Source organism: Caballeronia concitans (assembly GCF_001544615.1).
In the GTDB taxonomy this organism is placed as follows: Bacteria; Pseudomonadota; Gammaproteobacteria; order Burkholderiales; family Burkholderiaceae; genus Caballeronia; species Caballeronia concitans.
On sequence record NZ_FCNV02000001.1, the window covers coordinates 325,402 to 340,294 of the forward strand.

The 14,893-nt window shown below is 63.6% G+C and carries 15 protein-coding genes; 6 read left to right on the forward strand and 9 right to left on the reverse strand.

Annotation, left to right across the window (positions count from 1 at the left end):
- Positions 1-17: 17 nt before the first annotated feature.
- The 3 genes from mreD to AWB72_RS01535 form a co-directional block, all read right to left on the reverse strand.
- On the reverse strand, positions 18-530 hold the full coding sequence (gene mreD / locus AWB72_RS01525) for a rod shape-determining protein MreD (protein WP_040053199.1): 513 nt from the start codon (positions 528-530) through the stop codon (positions 18-20).
- A complete protein-coding gene (mreC, locus tag AWB72_RS01530) occupies positions 527-1,642 on the reverse strand; it encodes a rod shape-determining protein MreC (RefSeq protein ID WP_040053198.1) in 1,116 nt (371 codons plus the stop codon). Before mreC ends, mreD begins: the two co-directional genes overlap by 4 nt.
- 185 nt (positions 1,643-1,827) lie before the next feature.
- A complete protein-coding gene (locus AWB72_RS01535; RefSeq protein WP_004189550.1) occupies positions 1,828-2,871 on the reverse strand; it encodes a rod shape-determining protein in 1,044 nt (347 codons plus the stop codon).
- Positions 2,872-3,248: 377 nt separating this feature from the next.
- On the opposite strand from AWB72_RS01535, the gene gatC reads away from it, so the two are divergent.
- The 5 genes from gatC (at position 3,249) to AWB72_RS01560 (ending at position 8,361) form a co-directional block, all read left to right on the forward strand.
- Positions 3,249-3,548 (forward strand): Asp-tRNA(Asn)/Glu-tRNA(Gln) amidotransferase subunit GatC, encoded by a 300-nt coding sequence (gene gatC / locus AWB72_RS01540; RefSeq protein ID WP_040053197.1) that lies wholly within the window; start codon positions 3,249-3,251, stop codon positions 3,546-3,548.
- A gap of 74 nt (positions 3,549-3,622) precedes the next feature.
- Entirely contained in the window at positions 3,623-5,122 is a 1,500-nt protein-coding gene (gene gatA, locus AWB72_RS01545; RefSeq protein WP_040053196.1) for an Asp-tRNA(Asn)/Glu-tRNA(Gln) amidotransferase subunit GatA, read from the forward strand.
- A gap of 2 nt (positions 5,123-5,124) precedes the next feature.
- Positions 5,125-6,594, forward strand: coding sequence for an Asp-tRNA(Asn)/Glu-tRNA(Gln) amidotransferase subunit GatB (gene gatB, locus AWB72_RS01550; protein WP_374728846.1), 1,470 nt, complete (start codon positions 5,125-5,127; stop codon positions 6,592-6,594).
- 123 nt (positions 6,595-6,717) lie between these two features.
- A complete protein-coding gene (locus AWB72_RS01555) occupies positions 6,718-7,557 on the forward strand; it encodes a PPK2 family polyphosphate kinase (protein ID WP_040053194.1) in 840 nt (279 codons plus the stop codon).
- A 21-nt stretch (positions 7,558-7,578) separates the two neighbouring features.
- Positions 7,579-8,361 carry an exodeoxyribonuclease III gene (locus AWB72_RS01560; RefSeq protein WP_040053193.1) on the forward strand — a complete coding sequence of 261 codons (783 nt, stop codon included), beginning with the start codon at positions 7,579-7,581 and terminating at the stop codon, positions 8,359-8,361.
- A 21-nt stretch (positions 8,362-8,382) separates the two neighbouring features.
- Here the strand turns inward: AWB72_RS01560 and AWB72_RS01565 are convergent, their stop codons facing one another.
- The 6 genes from AWB72_RS01565 to argB form a co-directional block, all read right to left on the reverse strand.
- Entirely contained in the window at positions 8,383-9,309 is a 927-nt protein-coding gene (locus AWB72_RS01565; RefSeq protein ID WP_040053192.1) for a M48 family metallopeptidase, read from the reverse strand.
- Complete coding sequence (locus AWB72_RS01570; RefSeq protein WP_040053191.1) at positions 9,306-10,592, reverse strand: AmpG family muropeptide MFS transporter; 1,287 nt, start codon at positions 10,590-10,592, stop codon at positions 9,306-9,308. The genes AWB72_RS01565 and AWB72_RS01570 overlap by 4 nt, the downstream gene beginning before the upstream one ends.
- A 45-nt stretch (positions 10,593-10,637) precedes the next feature.
- Entirely contained in the window at positions 10,638-11,246 is a 609-nt protein-coding gene (gene metW, locus AWB72_RS01575) for a methionine biosynthesis protein MetW (RefSeq protein WP_040053190.1), read from the reverse strand.
- Positions 11,243-12,388: a homoserine O-succinyltransferase MetX gene (metX, locus tag AWB72_RS01580; protein ID WP_040053189.1), complete on the reverse strand. Its 1,146-nt coding sequence runs from the start codon at positions 12,386-12,388 to the stop codon at positions 11,243-11,245. Before metX ends, metW begins: the two co-directional genes overlap by 4 nt.
- A gap of 275 nt (positions 12,389-12,663) precedes the next feature.
- Positions 12,664-13,431 (reverse strand): pyrimidine 5'-nucleotidase, encoded by a 768-nt coding sequence (locus AWB72_RS01585; RefSeq protein WP_040053188.1) that lies wholly within the window; start codon positions 13,429-13,431, stop codon positions 12,664-12,666.
- 49 nt (positions 13,432-13,480) lie between these two features.
- On the reverse strand, positions 13,481-14,380 hold the full coding sequence (gene argB / locus AWB72_RS01590) for an acetylglutamate kinase (protein ID WP_040053187.1): 900 nt from the start codon (positions 14,378-14,380) through the stop codon (positions 13,481-13,483).
- Positions 14,381-14,546: 166 nt separating this feature from the next.
- On the opposite strand from argB, the gene AWB72_RS01595 reads away from it, so the two are divergent.
- Complete coding sequence (locus AWB72_RS01595; protein ID WP_244285503.1) at positions 14,547-14,765, forward strand: cysteine-rich CWC family protein; 219 nt, start codon at positions 14,547-14,549, stop codon at positions 14,763-14,765.
- Positions 14,766-14,893 lie beyond the last annotated feature (128 nt).

A 14,893-nucleotide genomic window follows, 5' to 3' on the forward strand; every position in this document is an offset into this window, starting at 1 on the left:
GATGCGCGCGGCGGCGCTCAGATGGGGCGCGTGTCGTCGGGATCGGCTGCGCGCCGTTGCGGCATGAGCAGCAGGAAACTCGCGACGGGCCAAAGCAGCGCTTCGACGAATCCGTTCACGAGATAGCTCCAGCCGGGAAACGCGGCGCCCGTCATCAGGCGGATCACGAACGGCACGAGATGCGCGCCGATCAAAAGCGGTGCGACGACGAACATCTGCACGGGCAGCGACATCCACAGCACCCGCCGATGAATGGTGATCGCGCCATAGGACAACAGCGTGTACGCGAGCGCGTGTTCGCCGAGCAGGTTTGCATTGTGGACGTCCATCAGGAGCCCGAGCAGAAACGCGATGCCCATGCCGACCTTGCGCGGCTGCTGCACGTTCCAGAACAACAGCACGAGCGCGACGAAATCCGGCACGCCGACGAGCCGGCCCCAGGGCACCAGATTCAGCAGAAACGCGGCGGCGAGGCTGAACGTGATGAAGTAGGGATTGACCGGCTGAAGAATGTACTGCGGGCGGTTCATCGCGCGGCTCCCGATGATGCGGGCTTCGGCACGTGCGCCTTGCGAGTGTGTTTTGCCGCCGCCGCGCCGGATGCCGCCTTGGGCGCTGCAGGTTTCGCCGCGGGCGTTGCAGCCGCCGCCGCGCTTGCCGGAGCCGGAGCCGATGCACCCGCAGGCGCCGATGCACCGCTCGCGCCAGCCGCCGCAGCCGCCTTGGGCGCGGACTTCTTCTTGCCCTTGTTTTCCTTCGCTTCCTTGGCCGCAGCGGCCGCTTCGACTTCGATAGGATTCGGCGGCACGTTCACGTTGTAATGCAGCACGAGGAGTTGACGCGCGCCGCGCACCGCCGCGATCGGCACGCACACGACGCGCGCGAAAGCCGTATCCGCCTGCTTGTCCACGCGCAGCACCTTCGCGACCGCGAGCCCCGGCGGATAGACGCCGTCGAGCCCGCTCGTGACGAGCTGATCGCCCACTTGCACGTCCGCGCTGATCGGCACGAAACGAAGATCGAGCGTGTCGCCCTTCGGCGTGCCGTAGATGACGCTGCGCAGCCCCGTTCGCGCGATCTGCACGGGAATGGCCTGATCCTTGTCGCTCAGAAGCGTGACTTCGGATTGCATCGGGAACACGCGCGTCACCTGGCCGATCACGCCTTCTTCGTCGACGACCGGCGCGCCGTCCTGGATGCCTTGCTGCGAACCCTTGCCGATCACGACCTTCTGCGTGAACGGGTCACGCGTGTCGTACTGGATTTCGGCAGGCGTGGTCTGCGTTGTCGCGCGCGACTGCAGATTCAGCAGCGCTCGCAAATGCGCGTTTTCGATCGCAAGTTGCGCGGCATCGCCCGCCTTCAGGGACAGTTCGAGATTCTTGTCCGCGAGCTTGCGGTTTTCGCTGCGCAGGCTCGCGCTGGTCACGGCCAGATCCGCCGCGCCCATGAAGATGTCGCGCGGCACGAGCGCCGCGCGCTGCAACGGATAAAGCCCCGCGCCTAAGATTCCGCGCACGATTTCGAGCGTATTGAAGCGAGCATCCGAGACGAGCAGTGCAATGGCGAGCACCACGAAAAAGATCAGGCGCGCAAGCGCGGAAGGGCCTTGCTTGAAAAGTGGCGGCGGACTGTATTCCATGGTCGGCGCCGAGGGCGTGAGCGGGGTGGATCGATGCTGCAGGCTTTGTCGCTTTTGGCGGAACCTGCCCTACGCTATTTCGACAACGGCCCGGGCTGATGCCGGGCCGTGCGCGCGTCGCGTTACGCGGATGCTTTTAGTGTTGCGCCGGCGTCATGTCGATTCAAGGACGCCGTATGCAAGGATCACTCGTACGAGAAGATGCTGCCGAGCTTGTCCATGCGCTCGAGCGCCATGCCCGAGCCACGCACCACGCACGTCAGCGGATCTTCGGCGACGAGCACCGGCAGGCCGGTTTCTTCCGCGAGCAGACGGTCCAGATCGCGCAGGAGCGCGCCGCCGCCGGTCAGCATCATGCCGCGTTCCGCGATGTCCGCGCCGAGTTCCGGCGGCGTCTGTTCCAGCGCGATCTTCACCGACGACACGATCTGATTCAGCGGATCGGTCAGCGCTTCGAGGATTTCGTTGCTGGAGATGGTGAAGCTGCGCGGAATGCCTTCGGACAGATTGCGGCCCTTGACTTCCATTTCCTTCACTTCGGAGCCCGGGAACGCGGAACCGATTTCTTTCTTGATGGCTTCGGCCGTCTGCTCGCCGATCAACATGCCGTAGTTGCGGCGGATGTAGTTGACGATGGCTTCGTCGAACTTGTCGCCGCCGACGCGCACCGAGCCCTTGTACACGATGCCGCCGAGCGAGATGACGCCGACTTCCGTCGTGCCGCCGCCGATGTCGACGACCATGGAGCCCGTGGCTTCCGAAACCGGCAGACCCGCGCCGATTGCGGCGGCCATGGGTTCTTCGATCAGATAGACCTGCGATGCGCCCGCGCCGTGCGCCGCTTCCTTGATGGCGCGGCGCTCGACCTGCGTGGAGCCGCACGGCACGCAAATGATGATGCGCGGCGACGGCGAGAACATGCGGGATTCGTGGGCAGTCTTGATGAACTGCTTGATCATCTGCTCGGTGACGGTGAAGTCGGCGATGACGCCGTCTTTCATCGGGCGGATGGCTTCGATGTTGCCCGGCACCTTGCCGAGCATCTGCTTTGCTTCCTTGCCGACAGCCTGAATGGTCTTCTTGCCGTTCGGGCCGCCTTCCTGGCGGATGGAGACGACTGACGGCTCGTCGAGGACGATGCCCTTGCCGCGCATGTAGATCAGCGTGTTGGCGGTTCCGAGGTCAATCGCCAGGTCGTTGGAAAAATAGCTGCGCAAAAAGCCGAACATTCAAAAATCCTGTCTCGCTGGGTAGCCGTGCCTCGCTAAGAGCGCCGGGGACGGCAGCGGAAAAAATAACGGTTTGCCGGGACGGCGATAAGCCCGCCGTGAGTGCAAATCCGAGCAGAAATCTACCGCGGAATTGAACGTGCCACGCAAACGTTTCTCGCAAAGCATGGAAGCAAGGAGAAAGCCGCTGACAGGTCGATCCGGATGTGAGTCGAACGTGTAATGATACCTTATAATTTGGGGGTTTCTATAGGAAAAGGACGGCACTTTTTGCCATCCACTGCCCCGCTTCGACGGCTTTCCGCCAGGATCGTAACTGTCTGTTGCAGCGAACCTTTTTGGCGTGCGAGTTGTTCATGTTTTTCTCCGGTGATCCCATGTCTCTGACCCTGACCGACGTTAAACGCATCGCGCATCTGGCGCGGCTCGAATTGCCCGACGACGAGGCCGAACCGACGCTCGCGCGGCTCAACGATTTCTTCGGTCTCGTCGAGCAGATGCAGGCTGTCGATACGGCCGGCATCGAGCCGCTCGCGCATCCCATCGACGCGATCGAGGAAGTCGCGCTGCGACTGCGCGACGACGCAGTCTCAGAGCCGGTCGAACGCGAAGAGTTCCAGCGTTCGGCGCCCGCCGTGCAGGATGGGCTCTATCTGGTGCCAAAAGTGATCGAATAAGGATCGCCCGGACGCGCGTCGAAACAACGATATTGCGCGCGGCTCGAAGCCGCCGCGCTCATCAGGGAACTGCAATGCATCAGAAAAGCTTGACCGAACTGCGCGCCGCGCTCGACTCGAAGGAAATCTCCGCCGTCGAGCTGGCCCAGTCGTATCTGCAACGCATCGAGGCCGCGAAGGACCTCAATGCCTTCATCGGCGTCGACCGCGAGCTCACGCTCGAACAGGCGCGCGCCGCCGACGCGGCGATCGCCCAAGGAAGCGCGGGCGCGCTGACCGGCCTGCCGATCGCGCACAAGGACGTCTTCGTCACGCGCGGCTGGACGTCGACGGCCGGCTCCCACATGCTGGAAAACTACGCGAGCCCGTTCGATGCGACCGTCGTCGATCGTCTGAAGCGCGCCGGCATGGTCTGCCTCGGCAAGACGAACATGGACGAATTCGCGATGGGCTCGTCCAACGAGAATTCGTACTTCGGCGCGGTGAAGAATCCGTGGGACACGAAGGCCGTGCCGGGCGGCTCGTCGGGCGGATCGGCGGCGGCGGTGGCCGCGCGTCTCGCGCCCGCCGCGACCGGCACGGACACGGGCGGTTCCATCCGCCAGCCCGCGTCGTTCACCGGCATCACGGGCATCAAGCCCACGTACGGCCGCGTGTCGCGCTACGGGATGATCGCGTTCGCGTCGTCGCTGGATCAGGGCGGCCCGATGGCGCAAAGCGCCGCCGACTGCGCGCTCCTGCTCAACGCAATGGGCGGCTTCGACGAGCGCGACTCCACGAGCCTGCAACGCGAAAACGAAGACTACACGCGCTATCTCGGCAAGACGTGGAACGGCGGCGATGCCGCCAAGCCGCTCGCGGGCCTGCGCATCGGCATGCCGAAGGAATACTTCGGCGCGGGCCTGGCCGACGACGTGCGCGCTTCCATCCAAGCGGCGCTGAAGGCGTACGAAACGCTCGGCGCCACGCTCGTGGAAGTTTCGCTGCCGAAGACCGAGCTTTCGATTCCCGTGTACTACATCATCGCGCCGGCGGAGGCATCGTCGAATCTGTCGCGTTTCGATGGCGTGCGCTACGGGCATCGCGCGGCGCAGTACAAAGACTTGCTCGACATGTACAAGAAGTCGCGCGCGGAAGGCTTCGGGCCGGAAGTGAAGCGGCGGATTCTCGTCGGCACGTATGTGCTCTCGCACGGCTACTACGACGCGTACTACCTGCAGGCGCAGAAGATTCGCCGCATCATCGCACGCGACTTCCAGGAAGCGTTCAAGCAGTGCGACGTCATCATGGGACCGGTCGCGCCGTCGGTGGCGTGGAATCTCGGCGAAAAGACCGACGATCCCGTGCAGATGTATCTAGCTGACATCTACACGCTGTCGGTCAGCCTCGCGGGCCTGCCCGGCATGAGCGTGCCGTGCGGCTTCGGCGCGGGCGCTAACGCGAATCGCCCGGTCGGATTGCAGATCATCGGAAACTATTTCAACGAAGCCCGGATGCTCCAGGTCGCCGACGCGTTCCAGCGCGCGACCGACTGGCACCGCAAGGCACCATCGGCATCGGCATCGGGAGTGTGAACATGCAGTGGGAAGTCGTCATCGGTCTGGAAACGCACGCGCAGTTATCCACCGTCTCCAAGATTTTCTCGGGCGCGCCGACGCAATTCGGCGCGGCGCCGAACACGCAGGCCTGTCCCGTCGATCTCGCGCTGCCCGGCGTGCTGCCGGTGATGAACCGCGGCGCCGTCGAGCGCGCGATCCGCTTCGGGCTGGCCATCGGCGCGCACATCGCACCGCGCAGCATCTTCGCGCGCAAGAACTACTTCTATCCTGATCTGCCGAAGGGCTATCAGATCAGCCAGTACGAGATTCCGGTCGTGCAGGGCGGTCAGATCACGATCCAGGTTCCGGCGAACGAAAAGGCCGGCAAGGAAGCGTACGAGAAGACCGTCAACCTGACGCGCGCGCATCTGGAAGAAGACGCCGGCAAGTCGCTGCACGAAGACTTCGCGGGCATGACGGGCATCGACCTGAACCGCGCGGGCACGCCGCTGCTCGAAATCGTCACGGAGCCGGAAATGCGCAGCGCGGCGGAAGCGGTCGCGTATGCGAAGGCGCTGCATGGCCTCGTCGTGTGGCTCGGCATCTGCGACGGCAACATGCAGGAAGGCTCGTTCCGTTGCGATGCGAACGTGTCGGTGCGGCCGGTCGGCCAGAAGGAATTCGGCACGCGCGCCGAAATCAAGAACCTGAACTCGTTCCGTTTCCTCGAAGAAGCCATTCAGTACGAAGTGCGCCGTCAGATCGAGTTGATCGAAGACGGCGGCACGGTGGTGCAGGAAACGCGTCTGTACGATCCGGACAAGCGCGAAACGCGCTCCATGCGCAGCAAGGAAGACGCGCACGATTACCGCTATTTCCCCGATCCGGACCTGATGCCGCTCGTGATCGATCCGTCGTGGATCGAGCGCGTGCAGGGCGACATGCCCGAGCTTCCCGCCGGCATGCAGAAGCGCTTCGTCGAGACCTACGGCCTCACGCCGTACGACGCGGGCGTGCTGACTTCGTCGAAGGCGATGGCCGCGTATTTCGAGGCGGTCGTCGCGAAGGCGGGCGCGGCTCAGGCGAAGATCGCGGCGAACTGGCTCATGGGCGATGTCTCCGCGCAACTGAATCGCGAATCGCTGGAGATCGGCGAGTCGCCGGTGTCGGCGGCGCAGCTCGCGCTGATTCTGCAACGCATCGCGGACGGCACCATCTCGAACAAGATCGCGAAGGACATCTTCCAGTCGATCTGGGAAGAGAAGGCGACGGACGAGGGCGCGGCGGACCGCATCATCGAGGCGAAGGGGCTGAAGCAGATTTCGGATACGGGCGCGCTCGAAGCGATCATCGACGAAGTGCTCGCCGCGAATCAGAAGTCCGTGGACGAATTCCGCGCAGGCAAGGAGAAGGCGTTCAACGCGCTGATCGGCCAGGCGATGAAGGCGACCAAGGGCAAGGCGAATCCGCAGCAGGTCAATGAATTGCTCAAGAAGAAGCTGGGTTGAGGGCGAGTCGGGGAACGTCATCGCCGCGCGCGGACATGACCTTATCCTGAACGCCTGATACAAACGGGCTGTTGCCGGCAAAGCCTGGCAGCAGCCCTTTTTCATTCGAACGGCGAAAAAGACATGGCAAAGAACCCCGATCTGGACGACTTTCGCGTACCTTTTTTCAACGACGGCAAGAAGCTCAAGTCATTCGACCTAAGCTCGATCGATCCCGCCGCAAAGCCATTCTCGACCGGCTCGAAAGACAGCGACCGCGCGCGCCTCGCCGAAATCGGCGCGCAACTCGACGACTTGCAAGAGCGCCTGCACGCGCAGCGGCATCGGCGGGTGCTGCTCGTGCTGCAAGGCATGGACACGAGCGGCAAGGACGGCACCGTGCGCGCCGTGTTTCACGATGTCGATCCGCTCGGCTTGCGCATCGTGCCGTTTCGCGCGCCGTCCGAGCGCGAGGCCGCGCACGACTTTCTCTGGCGCGTCCACGCGCAAGCGCCGATGGCCGGCGAGTTCGCCATCTTCAATCGCAGCCACTACGAAGACGTGCTCGTGCCGCGCGTGATGAAGCAGATCGACGACGACGAATGCGAGCGCCGGTATCGTCATATTCGCGAATTCGAGTCGCTGCTGGCCGATACGGGCACGACCATCGTCAAATGCTTCCTGCACATTTCGAAGGACACGCAGCGCGAACGCCTGCAGGCGCGCATCGACGATCCCACGAAGCACTGGAAATTTGATGTCTCCGATCTCGACGCCCGCAAGCTGTGGGACGACTATCAGCGGGCGTATGCCGCGGCGCTCGGATCGACGTCGACGGAATACGCGCCGTGGTACATCATTCCCGGCGATTCGAAGACGCATCGCAACGTGATGGTCGCCGAACTGCTCTTGCGCACGTTGCAGGGCATGAAGCTCGAATTTCCGCCCGCGAAGGAATCGCTGAAGGGCATCAAGGTCGAGTAAAACTCAAACAAAAGGAAGCATATGTTTCGCGTCATCACCGCCAACCTGAACGGCATTCGTTCGGCCGCCAAGAAAGGCTTCTTCGACTGGTTCGGCGAGCAGCAATCCGACGTCGTCTGCGTGCAGGAAATCAAATGCTCGCAGGACGACCTCACGCCCGAATTTCTCGCGCCGCACGGCTTTAAAGGCTACTTCCAGCACGCGGTCAAGAAGGGCTACAGCGGCGCGGGCGTCTACACGCGACACGAACCGGACGATGTCATCATCGGCTTCGGCAGCGAAGAGTTCGATCCCGAAGGACGCTACGTGGAAGCGCGTTTCGGCAAGCTCTCGGTGGTGTCGGTGTACGTGCCGTCGGGATCGAGCGGCGATGAGCGCCAGCAGGCGAAGTATCGCTTCATGGACGAGTTCATGCCGCATCTCACGCAGCTCGCGGCGGAGCGCGAAGTGATCGTGTGCGGCGACGTTAACATCGTCCACAAGGAAATCGACATCAAGAACTGGAAGAGCAACCAGAAGAATTCGGGCTGCCTGCCGGAAGAGCGCGCGTGGCTCACGAAACTGTTCGATGACGTCGGCTACGTCGATGTCTTTCGCACGCTCGACACGCGCGCCGAGCAGTACACGTGGTGGAGCAATCGCGGGCAGGCGTATGCGAAGAACGTCGGGTGGCGGATCGACTATCAGATCGCGACGCAGGAAGTCGCCGCGACCGCGAAGCAGACGTCTATTTTCCGCGACATCAAGTTCAGCGACCACGCGCCGCTGACGATCGATTACGACTGGAAACTCGGCAAGAAATAACGCAAGCGGGCCGCGCGTTAGTTAGCGGCCCGTCTTCTTGTACCGCCCCATGCCCGCGTAATTCGGCAACTGATCGATGCTCTTGCCGACCGCCTTTGCATAGAGCGGCATCATGTCGGGCATGCGCTTCTCCAGATCCTGCCGGCGATCCGTGCCATATGGATGCATCCACACGAAGCCGTTGTCCGCGCGGCGCGTGGCCGTATCGATCTTGTTCCACAGCGTGACGGCGGCGCGCGGATCGTAGCCCGCGCGCGATGCGATCTCGCTGCCGATCACATCGGCTTCGGTCTCGTCGGCGGGCGAGTAGCGCATGGCGAGCAGTTGATCGCCGATACCGAGCGGCGTCGAGCCGACATCGGCGAAACCGAAAAGCTGCGGCATGGTGCCGGCGGTGAGTTGCGCGGCCTGCTGGCGTCCGAGCCGCTCGCGCGCATGTTCGCGCAGCGCGTGCGCGATCTCGTGGCCGATCATCATGCCGATTTCGTTGTCGTTGAGCTTCAGCTTTTCTATCAGCCCGCTATACACGACGATCTTTCCGCCCGGCAGACAGTACATGCGAATCTCGTTCGACCTGACGACATTCGTCTCCCATTTCCACGCCTTCGAGCGATCGTTCCACTTGAGCGCGAACGGCACCTCGTGATTCACGATCGCGCGCACGCGCTTGACGAGCGCGTTGTCGTTATCGAGCAGACGCTTGTTGCGCTCGGCTTCGTGAATGATCTGCGCGTATTCGTCGGCGGACTGCTGCTCCAGCGTCGCGGGCGGAATGAGATTGCGAAAGAGCGCCGTGTTGCCGAAGCGGACCTGGCTGTTCGGCGCGGTGTACGGCGGCGGTGCGCGGTCGTCGTCCTGCGCACGCGCGGCATGCGGCATGAACGACGCGAAAGACGCCAGCGCCAGCACGCCGGCCAGCGCGCGATTGGGAAACATCCGCACCGTCATTGTTTCGATCTCCAGGGCGCGATCAACGGCAACAGTAACATGCCCGGAATCGAGAGCGCGACGCAGACGAGGAAGTACTCGAACCAGCCCGTCTGCGCGACGATGAACCCGCTCGCCGACGCCGCCACCGTGCGCGGCACCGCCGCGAGGCTCGTGAAGAGCGCGAACTGCGTCGCGGTGTAGCGCGGGTCGGTCGTGCTCGCGATGTACGCGGTGAACGTGGCGAGCGTGAGACCCGTGGCGAACGTCTCGAAGCCGTACAGCACGCCGAGCGCGAGCGGCGACGGCCCGATCTTCGCGAGCCACGCGAAGCCGATGGTCGCGACGATCTGCAGCGCGCCGAACACCCACAGCCCGCGCGCAATGCCGATCTTCACCAGAAACACGCCGCCGATGATCCCGCCCGCGATGCTCGTCCAGAATGCGACCGTCTTCGCAATCACGCCGATCTGCGTCATCGTGAAGCCGATATCGAGGAAGAACTTGGTGGCGAGCGCGGTGGCCATCGTGTCGCCGAGCTTGTAGAGGAAGATGAAGCCGAGCACGAGGAGCGCCGCGCGCCAGCCGTCGCGCGTGACGAATTCGTGAAACGGTTCGATGACCGCGTCGCGCAGATTCTTCGGCGGCGTGCCGTGAATCGCCGGCTCCTTGACCACGAGCGTCGTGATGATGCCCGGCAGCATGAAGAGCGCGGTCACGATGAACACCGTCTTCCACGGCAAAAAGCCCGCGAGAATCAGCGCGAGCGAGCCGGGCACGAGACCCGCGACCTTGTACGCGTTGACGTGCACGGCGTTGCCGAGCCCTTGCTCCGTATCGGCGAGCAATTCACGCCGATAGGCGTCGATCACGATGTCCTGGCTCGCGCTGAAAATGGCGAGCAGCAGCGCGATGCACGCGACCGTCCAGATATTCTGCGCGGGCGAAAAGAAGCCGAACGCGCCGATCGCGAGCGCCACGAGCACTTGCGTGAGCAGCATCCAGCCGCGCCGCCTGCCGGGCCGCCAGAACGGCAGATGCGGAACGTAGCGGTCCATCAGCGGCGCCCACACGAACTTCCACGTATAGGGAAGCCCGAGCAGCGCGAAGAGTCCGATTTGCTTGACGTTGATGTGCTCGGTCGTGAGCCACGCCTGAATCAGGCTGACGAGCGTGAAAAGCGGCAGACCGGAAGTGAAGCCGAGAAACACGCAAATCAGAATGCGCGCGTTCAGGAACGCGCGCCAGCCGGGATGATCTTCGTGAGCAGCAAGAGCGGGCGCCTCGTGTGGCGTGTCGGGCATGTCGATGATGGAAAAGCGTTGTCGATGCGATGAAGCCGGGACGGATCACCTGCGCTTCACGCGATAGACCGCAAGACTACCACGCCAGTTCGCGCCCCAACGGATGGCCTGCCCACCGTGCAGCACCACGCGATCCAGAATCTCGATGCCCACTTCCGGCGCGAGCGCCTCGAAGTCCTTGATGGTCAGAACGCGCACGTTCGGCGTGTTGTGCCACTGATAAGGCAGCGATTTCGACACCGGCATGCGCCCCTGAATGACCGCGAGCCGATGCGGCCAATACCCGAAGTTCGGAAACGACACGATGCATTCGCGCCCCACGCGCACCGTCTCGCGCAGGATCGCGGCGGTCTGGTGAATGGTCTGCAGCGTCTGCGAGAGGATCGCGAAATCGAAGCTGTCGTCTTCGAAGAGGCGCAGGCCGTCTTCGAGATTCTGCTGGATCACGTTCACGCCTTTCTGCGCGCACGCGAGCACGCCGGCATCGTTGATTTCGATGCCGTAGCCGTTCACTTCCAGTTCCTCGCCGAGCAGCGAGAGCAGCGATCCGTCGCCGCAGCCGAGATCGAGCACGGTCGCGCGCGGTTCCACCCAGCGCGCGATGGCGCGGAAGTCCGATCGCAGCGCGAGAGAATCGAGAGTGTTCTGGTTCATGCGCCGATCTCCGTGGCAATGCGTTCGTAATAAGCGCGCATCAGGTTGTGATAGCGGGCGTCGTCGAGCAGGAAGGCGTCGTGGCCGTGCGGCGCGTCGATTTCGGCGTAGCTCACGGTGCGCTTGTTGTCGAGCAGCGCCTTCACGATTTCGCGCGATCGCGCCGGCGCGAAACGCCAGTCGGTCGTGAAGCTCGCGATCAGATACTTCGCCTTCGTGCTGGCGAGCGTCTTCGTCAGATCGCCGTCGAAGGCTTTGGCGGGATCGAAGTAATCGAGTGCGCGCGTGATGAGCAAGTACGTGTTCGCATCGAAGTATTCGGCGAACTTGGCGGCCTGATAGCGCAGATACGACTCCACTTCGAATTCCACGTCGAAGTTGAAGTTGTACGCGTCGAGCGCGCCTTCGGCACGGCGCAGCGCGCGGCCGAACTTGACGGCCATGTCGTCATCGGAGAGATACGTGATGTGGCCGATCATCCGCGCGACGCGCAAGCCCCGGCGCGGCTTCACGCCGTGCGCGTAGTAATCGCCGCCGTGGAAATCGGGATCGGAGAGGATTGCCGAGCGCGCCGTTTCGTTGAACGCGATGTTCTGCGCGGACAGCTTCGGCGTCGATGCAATCACGATGCAATGCCCGAGCCGCTCCGGGTACATGATGCTCCACGCGAGCGCCTGCATGCCGCCGAGGCTGCCGCCCATCACCGCGGCGAACCGTTCGATGCCAAAGCGGTCCGCCACGCGCGCCTGCGCGTGCACCCAGTCCTCGACCGTCACCACGGGAAAGCTCGCGCCGTAGGGCTTGCCGGTTGCGCGATCGATGCTCATCGGTCCGGTCGAGCCGAAGCACGAGCCGAAGTTGTTCACGCCGATCACGAAGAAGCGATCGGTATCGAGCGGCTTGCCCGGGCCGACCATGTTGTCCCACCAGCCGACGTTCTTCGGATCGTCCGCATAGACGCCCGCGACGTGATGCGACGCGTTCAGCGCGTGGCACACGAGCACGGCGTTCGAGCGCGCGGCGTTGAGTTCGCCGTACGTTTCGACGACGAGTTCGTAATCGCCGAGCGAACTGCCGCTCTGCAAGACGAGCGGTTCCTGGAAGTGCAAGGTTTGGGGACTGACGATGCCGATCGATTCCATTCATTCCGCCTTTGACGAAAGCGGCTAAACGGTGTCGGCTGGGCGCGGAGCATGGGCGCGGCTGACGACCTCTTTAGCCGCATTTATAGTGAACCGCGGGGCATTGCCCTGGGTTCGCGCGCCCGCAATCGAGTCAGCAAATCGGCGCGTGTTTGAATTCAGTTGAGCGATGAAGTATAGCGGAAAACGTCATAAGGCCGTCAATCGACGATGCCCGACGCTAATTCCGATGCCGCCCCGTTCGGACCGCGAAGCGATCTTTCGCGCGTTCGCGTTCAGGATCGCGCGGCGGGCCGCCCAAGCGCCCGGCCGCGCATGCCGAGCGAAAGTGCGCGCAGCGATTTCACCGTGCGATCCACGTAATGCGGCCGCCCCGCGCCCGCCATGCGCACCGACACCGCGCCGCTCGACGTGCGCGCGACCGGCAGATGCCCGACGATCCACACGGTGCGAATGCCGAGTCGCCGATACCGCTTCAGATGCCCGCGCGTGTCTTCCACGAGAATCGCGTCTTCGAGGCGCACGTGCGCGCGGCGCATCGCGCGGCGAAGCATCGGCGCATCGGGTTTGGCGCGCCAGCGATCGCCTTCGCGCATGTCCTCGATGGCGATCACACGCTCGAAAAGCCGCTCGATGCCCAGTTCCGCCAGCACCGCGCGCGCATACACCGACGGCCCGTTGGTCAACACGATCTTGCGCCCCGGCAGCGCGCGCAGCATGCGTCCGATGCCGCGTTCGGCGCGCAGCATCGACGGAAGATCGGAGAACGTATGAACGACGTGAAGGAAGTCGGCGGCATCGACGCCATGATGCTTCACGAGCCCGAGCAGCGCCGCGCCGTAACGCAGCGTATAGCCGACGCGCAGCCGGTTCGCCTCGTCGATGTCCACGCCGAGCCGGTCGATGATGTACTGCGTCATCGCGCGATTGATGGCCGGGAAGACCTGATGCGACGCGTGATGCAGCGTGTTGTCGAGGTCGAAGAGCCAGACGGGGCCGCGCGCTTTGGCGAGGCGTCGGCGGGACGGGCGATGCGCGGTCATATGAGAAAACGCCCGCGTCGGGGCGGGCGTTGGACAAGCGGGAGAAGGCTCAATGCGAGCGGATCATCGTGCCGAACGGCTGCTCGGTCAGGATTTCGAGCAGCACCGAATGCTCGATGCGCCCGTCGATGATATGCACCGAGCGCACGCCGCTCTTCGCGGCATCCAGCGCCGACGAGATCTTCGGCAGCATGCCGCCGGAGATAGTGCCGTCGGCGAAGAGCGCGTCGATTTCGCGCGCGGAAAGGTCCGTCAGCAGGTTGCCTTCCTTGTCCATCACGCCGGGGATGTTCGTCATCATGACGAGCTTTTCCGCGTTCAGCACCACGGCCAGCTTGCCCGCGACCAGATCCGCGTTGATGTTGTACGACAGCCCGTCTTCACCGAAGCCGATAGGCGAGATGACGGGAATGAACGCGTCGTCCTGCAACGCCTTCACGACGGCCGGATTGATGGATTCCACTTCGCCCACTTGCCCGATGTCGATGAACTCGCCGGGGTTGTCGCGGTCCGGCATCATCAGCTTGCGCGCGTGGATGAGGCCGCCGTCCTTGCCGGTCAACCCGACCGCATGACCGCCGAAATGATTGATGAGCGTGACGATGTCCTGCTGCACTTCGCCGCCGAGCACCCATTCGACGACTTCCATCGTCTCTTCGTCGGTGACGCGCATGCCCTGAATGAACGTGCCCTGCTTGCCGATCTTCTTCAGCGCCTGGTCGATCTGCGGGCCGCCGCCGTGGACGATCACCGGATTGATGCCGACCAGTTTCAGCAGGATCACGTCGCGCGCGAAGCCTTGCTTCAGGCGCTCCTCGGTCATTGCGTTGCCGCCGTATTTGATCACGACCGTCTTGCCGTGATACTGACGAATATAAGGCAGCGCCTCGGCCAAAATTTCAGCCTTCAGGGTAGGCGCGATCTGCGTGAGGTCGGGAAGGTCGGACATGGCGGCAGTTGAGGCGAAGAGCGTTTAAACACGCCGAATTGTACAGGACTGACGCAACGCAACAGATTCGTTTTCCCGCGACGTCGGCACGTTTTCCGGCGGTGCCGCCGGCGTGCGATCATCGCTCATATCTGCCTGTTGTCATGAATACGTCACGACGATGAACATGGAATCCGCTCGCGAACCGCAGACCACGGACGGCGCGCTCGTCTGCGTGCGCTGCGGTGCGCCTTTTCGATGCGGCTCGCTCGCCGGCGACGACGCGTGCTGGTGCGCCGCGCTGCCCGCGCTGCCGCTCGATCGCTTGCGGCCCGGCGAATCGTGCCTGTGCCGCGCGTGCCTCGCGGCGGAGATCGAAAAGACGCGCGATTCAGAATCCGATTAGCAGAGCGTGTGCCGCGCAAGGTGCGACAAATCGCGCCATCGGCGGTTCTGCGGTGCGCGCAAGCGGGATAATGCCGCATGGAACACCAACGCCGGCACACGCGCCCGAGCGGCCCGGCACGCAATCGA

Excerpts from the sequence above, each read along its gene's own strand:
- mreD (WP_040053199.1), bottom strand. The coding sequence starts at position 530 with ATGAACCGCCCGCAGTACATTCTTCAGCCGGTCAATCCCTACTTCATC.
- mreC (WP_040053198.1), bottom strand. The coding sequence starts at position 1,642 with ATGGAATACAGTCCGCCGCCACTTTTCAAGCAAGGCCCTTCCGCGCTT.
- AWB72_RS01535 (WP_004189550.1), bottom strand. The coding sequence starts at position 2,871 with ATGTTCGGCTTTTTGCGCAGCTATTTTTCCAACGACCTGGCGATTGAC.
- gatC (WP_040053197.1), top strand. The coding sequence starts at position 3,249 with ATGTCTCTGACCCTGACCGACGTTAAACGCATCGCGCATCTGGCGCGG.
- gatA (WP_040053196.1), top strand. The coding sequence starts at position 3,623 with ATGCATCAGAAAAGCTTGACCGAACTGCGCGCCGCGCTCGACTCGAAG.
- gatB (WP_374728846.1), top strand. The coding sequence starts at position 5,125 with ATGCAGTGGGAAGTCGTCATCGGTCTGGAAACGCACGCGCAGTTATCC.
- AWB72_RS01555 (WP_040053194.1), top strand. The coding sequence starts at position 6,718 with ATGGCAAAGAACCCCGATCTGGACGACTTTCGCGTACCTTTTTTCAAC.
- AWB72_RS01560 (WP_040053193.1), top strand. The coding sequence starts at position 7,579 with ATGTTTCGCGTCATCACCGCCAACCTGAACGGCATTCGTTCGGCCGCC.
- AWB72_RS01565 (WP_040053192.1), bottom strand. The coding sequence starts at position 9,309 with ATGACGGTGCGGATGTTTCCCAATCGCGCGCTGGCCGGCGTGCTGGCG.
- AWB72_RS01570 (WP_040053191.1), bottom strand. The coding sequence starts at position 10,592 with ATGCCCGACACGCCACACGAGGCGCCCGCTCTTGCTGCTCACGAAGAT.
- metW (WP_040053190.1), bottom strand. The coding sequence starts at position 11,246 with ATGAACCAGAACACTCTCGATTCTCTCGCGCTGCGATCGGACTTCCGC.
- metX (WP_040053189.1), bottom strand. The coding sequence starts at position 12,388 with ATGGAATCGATCGGCATCGTCAGTCCCCAAACCTTGCACTTCCAGGAA.
- AWB72_RS01585 (WP_040053188.1), bottom strand. The coding sequence starts at position 13,431 with ATGACCGCGCATCGCCCGTCCCGCCGACGCCTCGCCAAAGCGCGCGGC.
- argB (WP_040053187.1), bottom strand. The coding sequence starts at position 14,380 with ATGTCCGACCTTCCCGACCTCACGCAGATCGCGCCTACCCTGAAGGCT.
- AWB72_RS01595 (WP_244285503.1), top strand. The coding sequence starts at position 14,547 with ATGGAATCCGCTCGCGAACCGCAGACCACGGACGGCGCGCTCGTCTGC.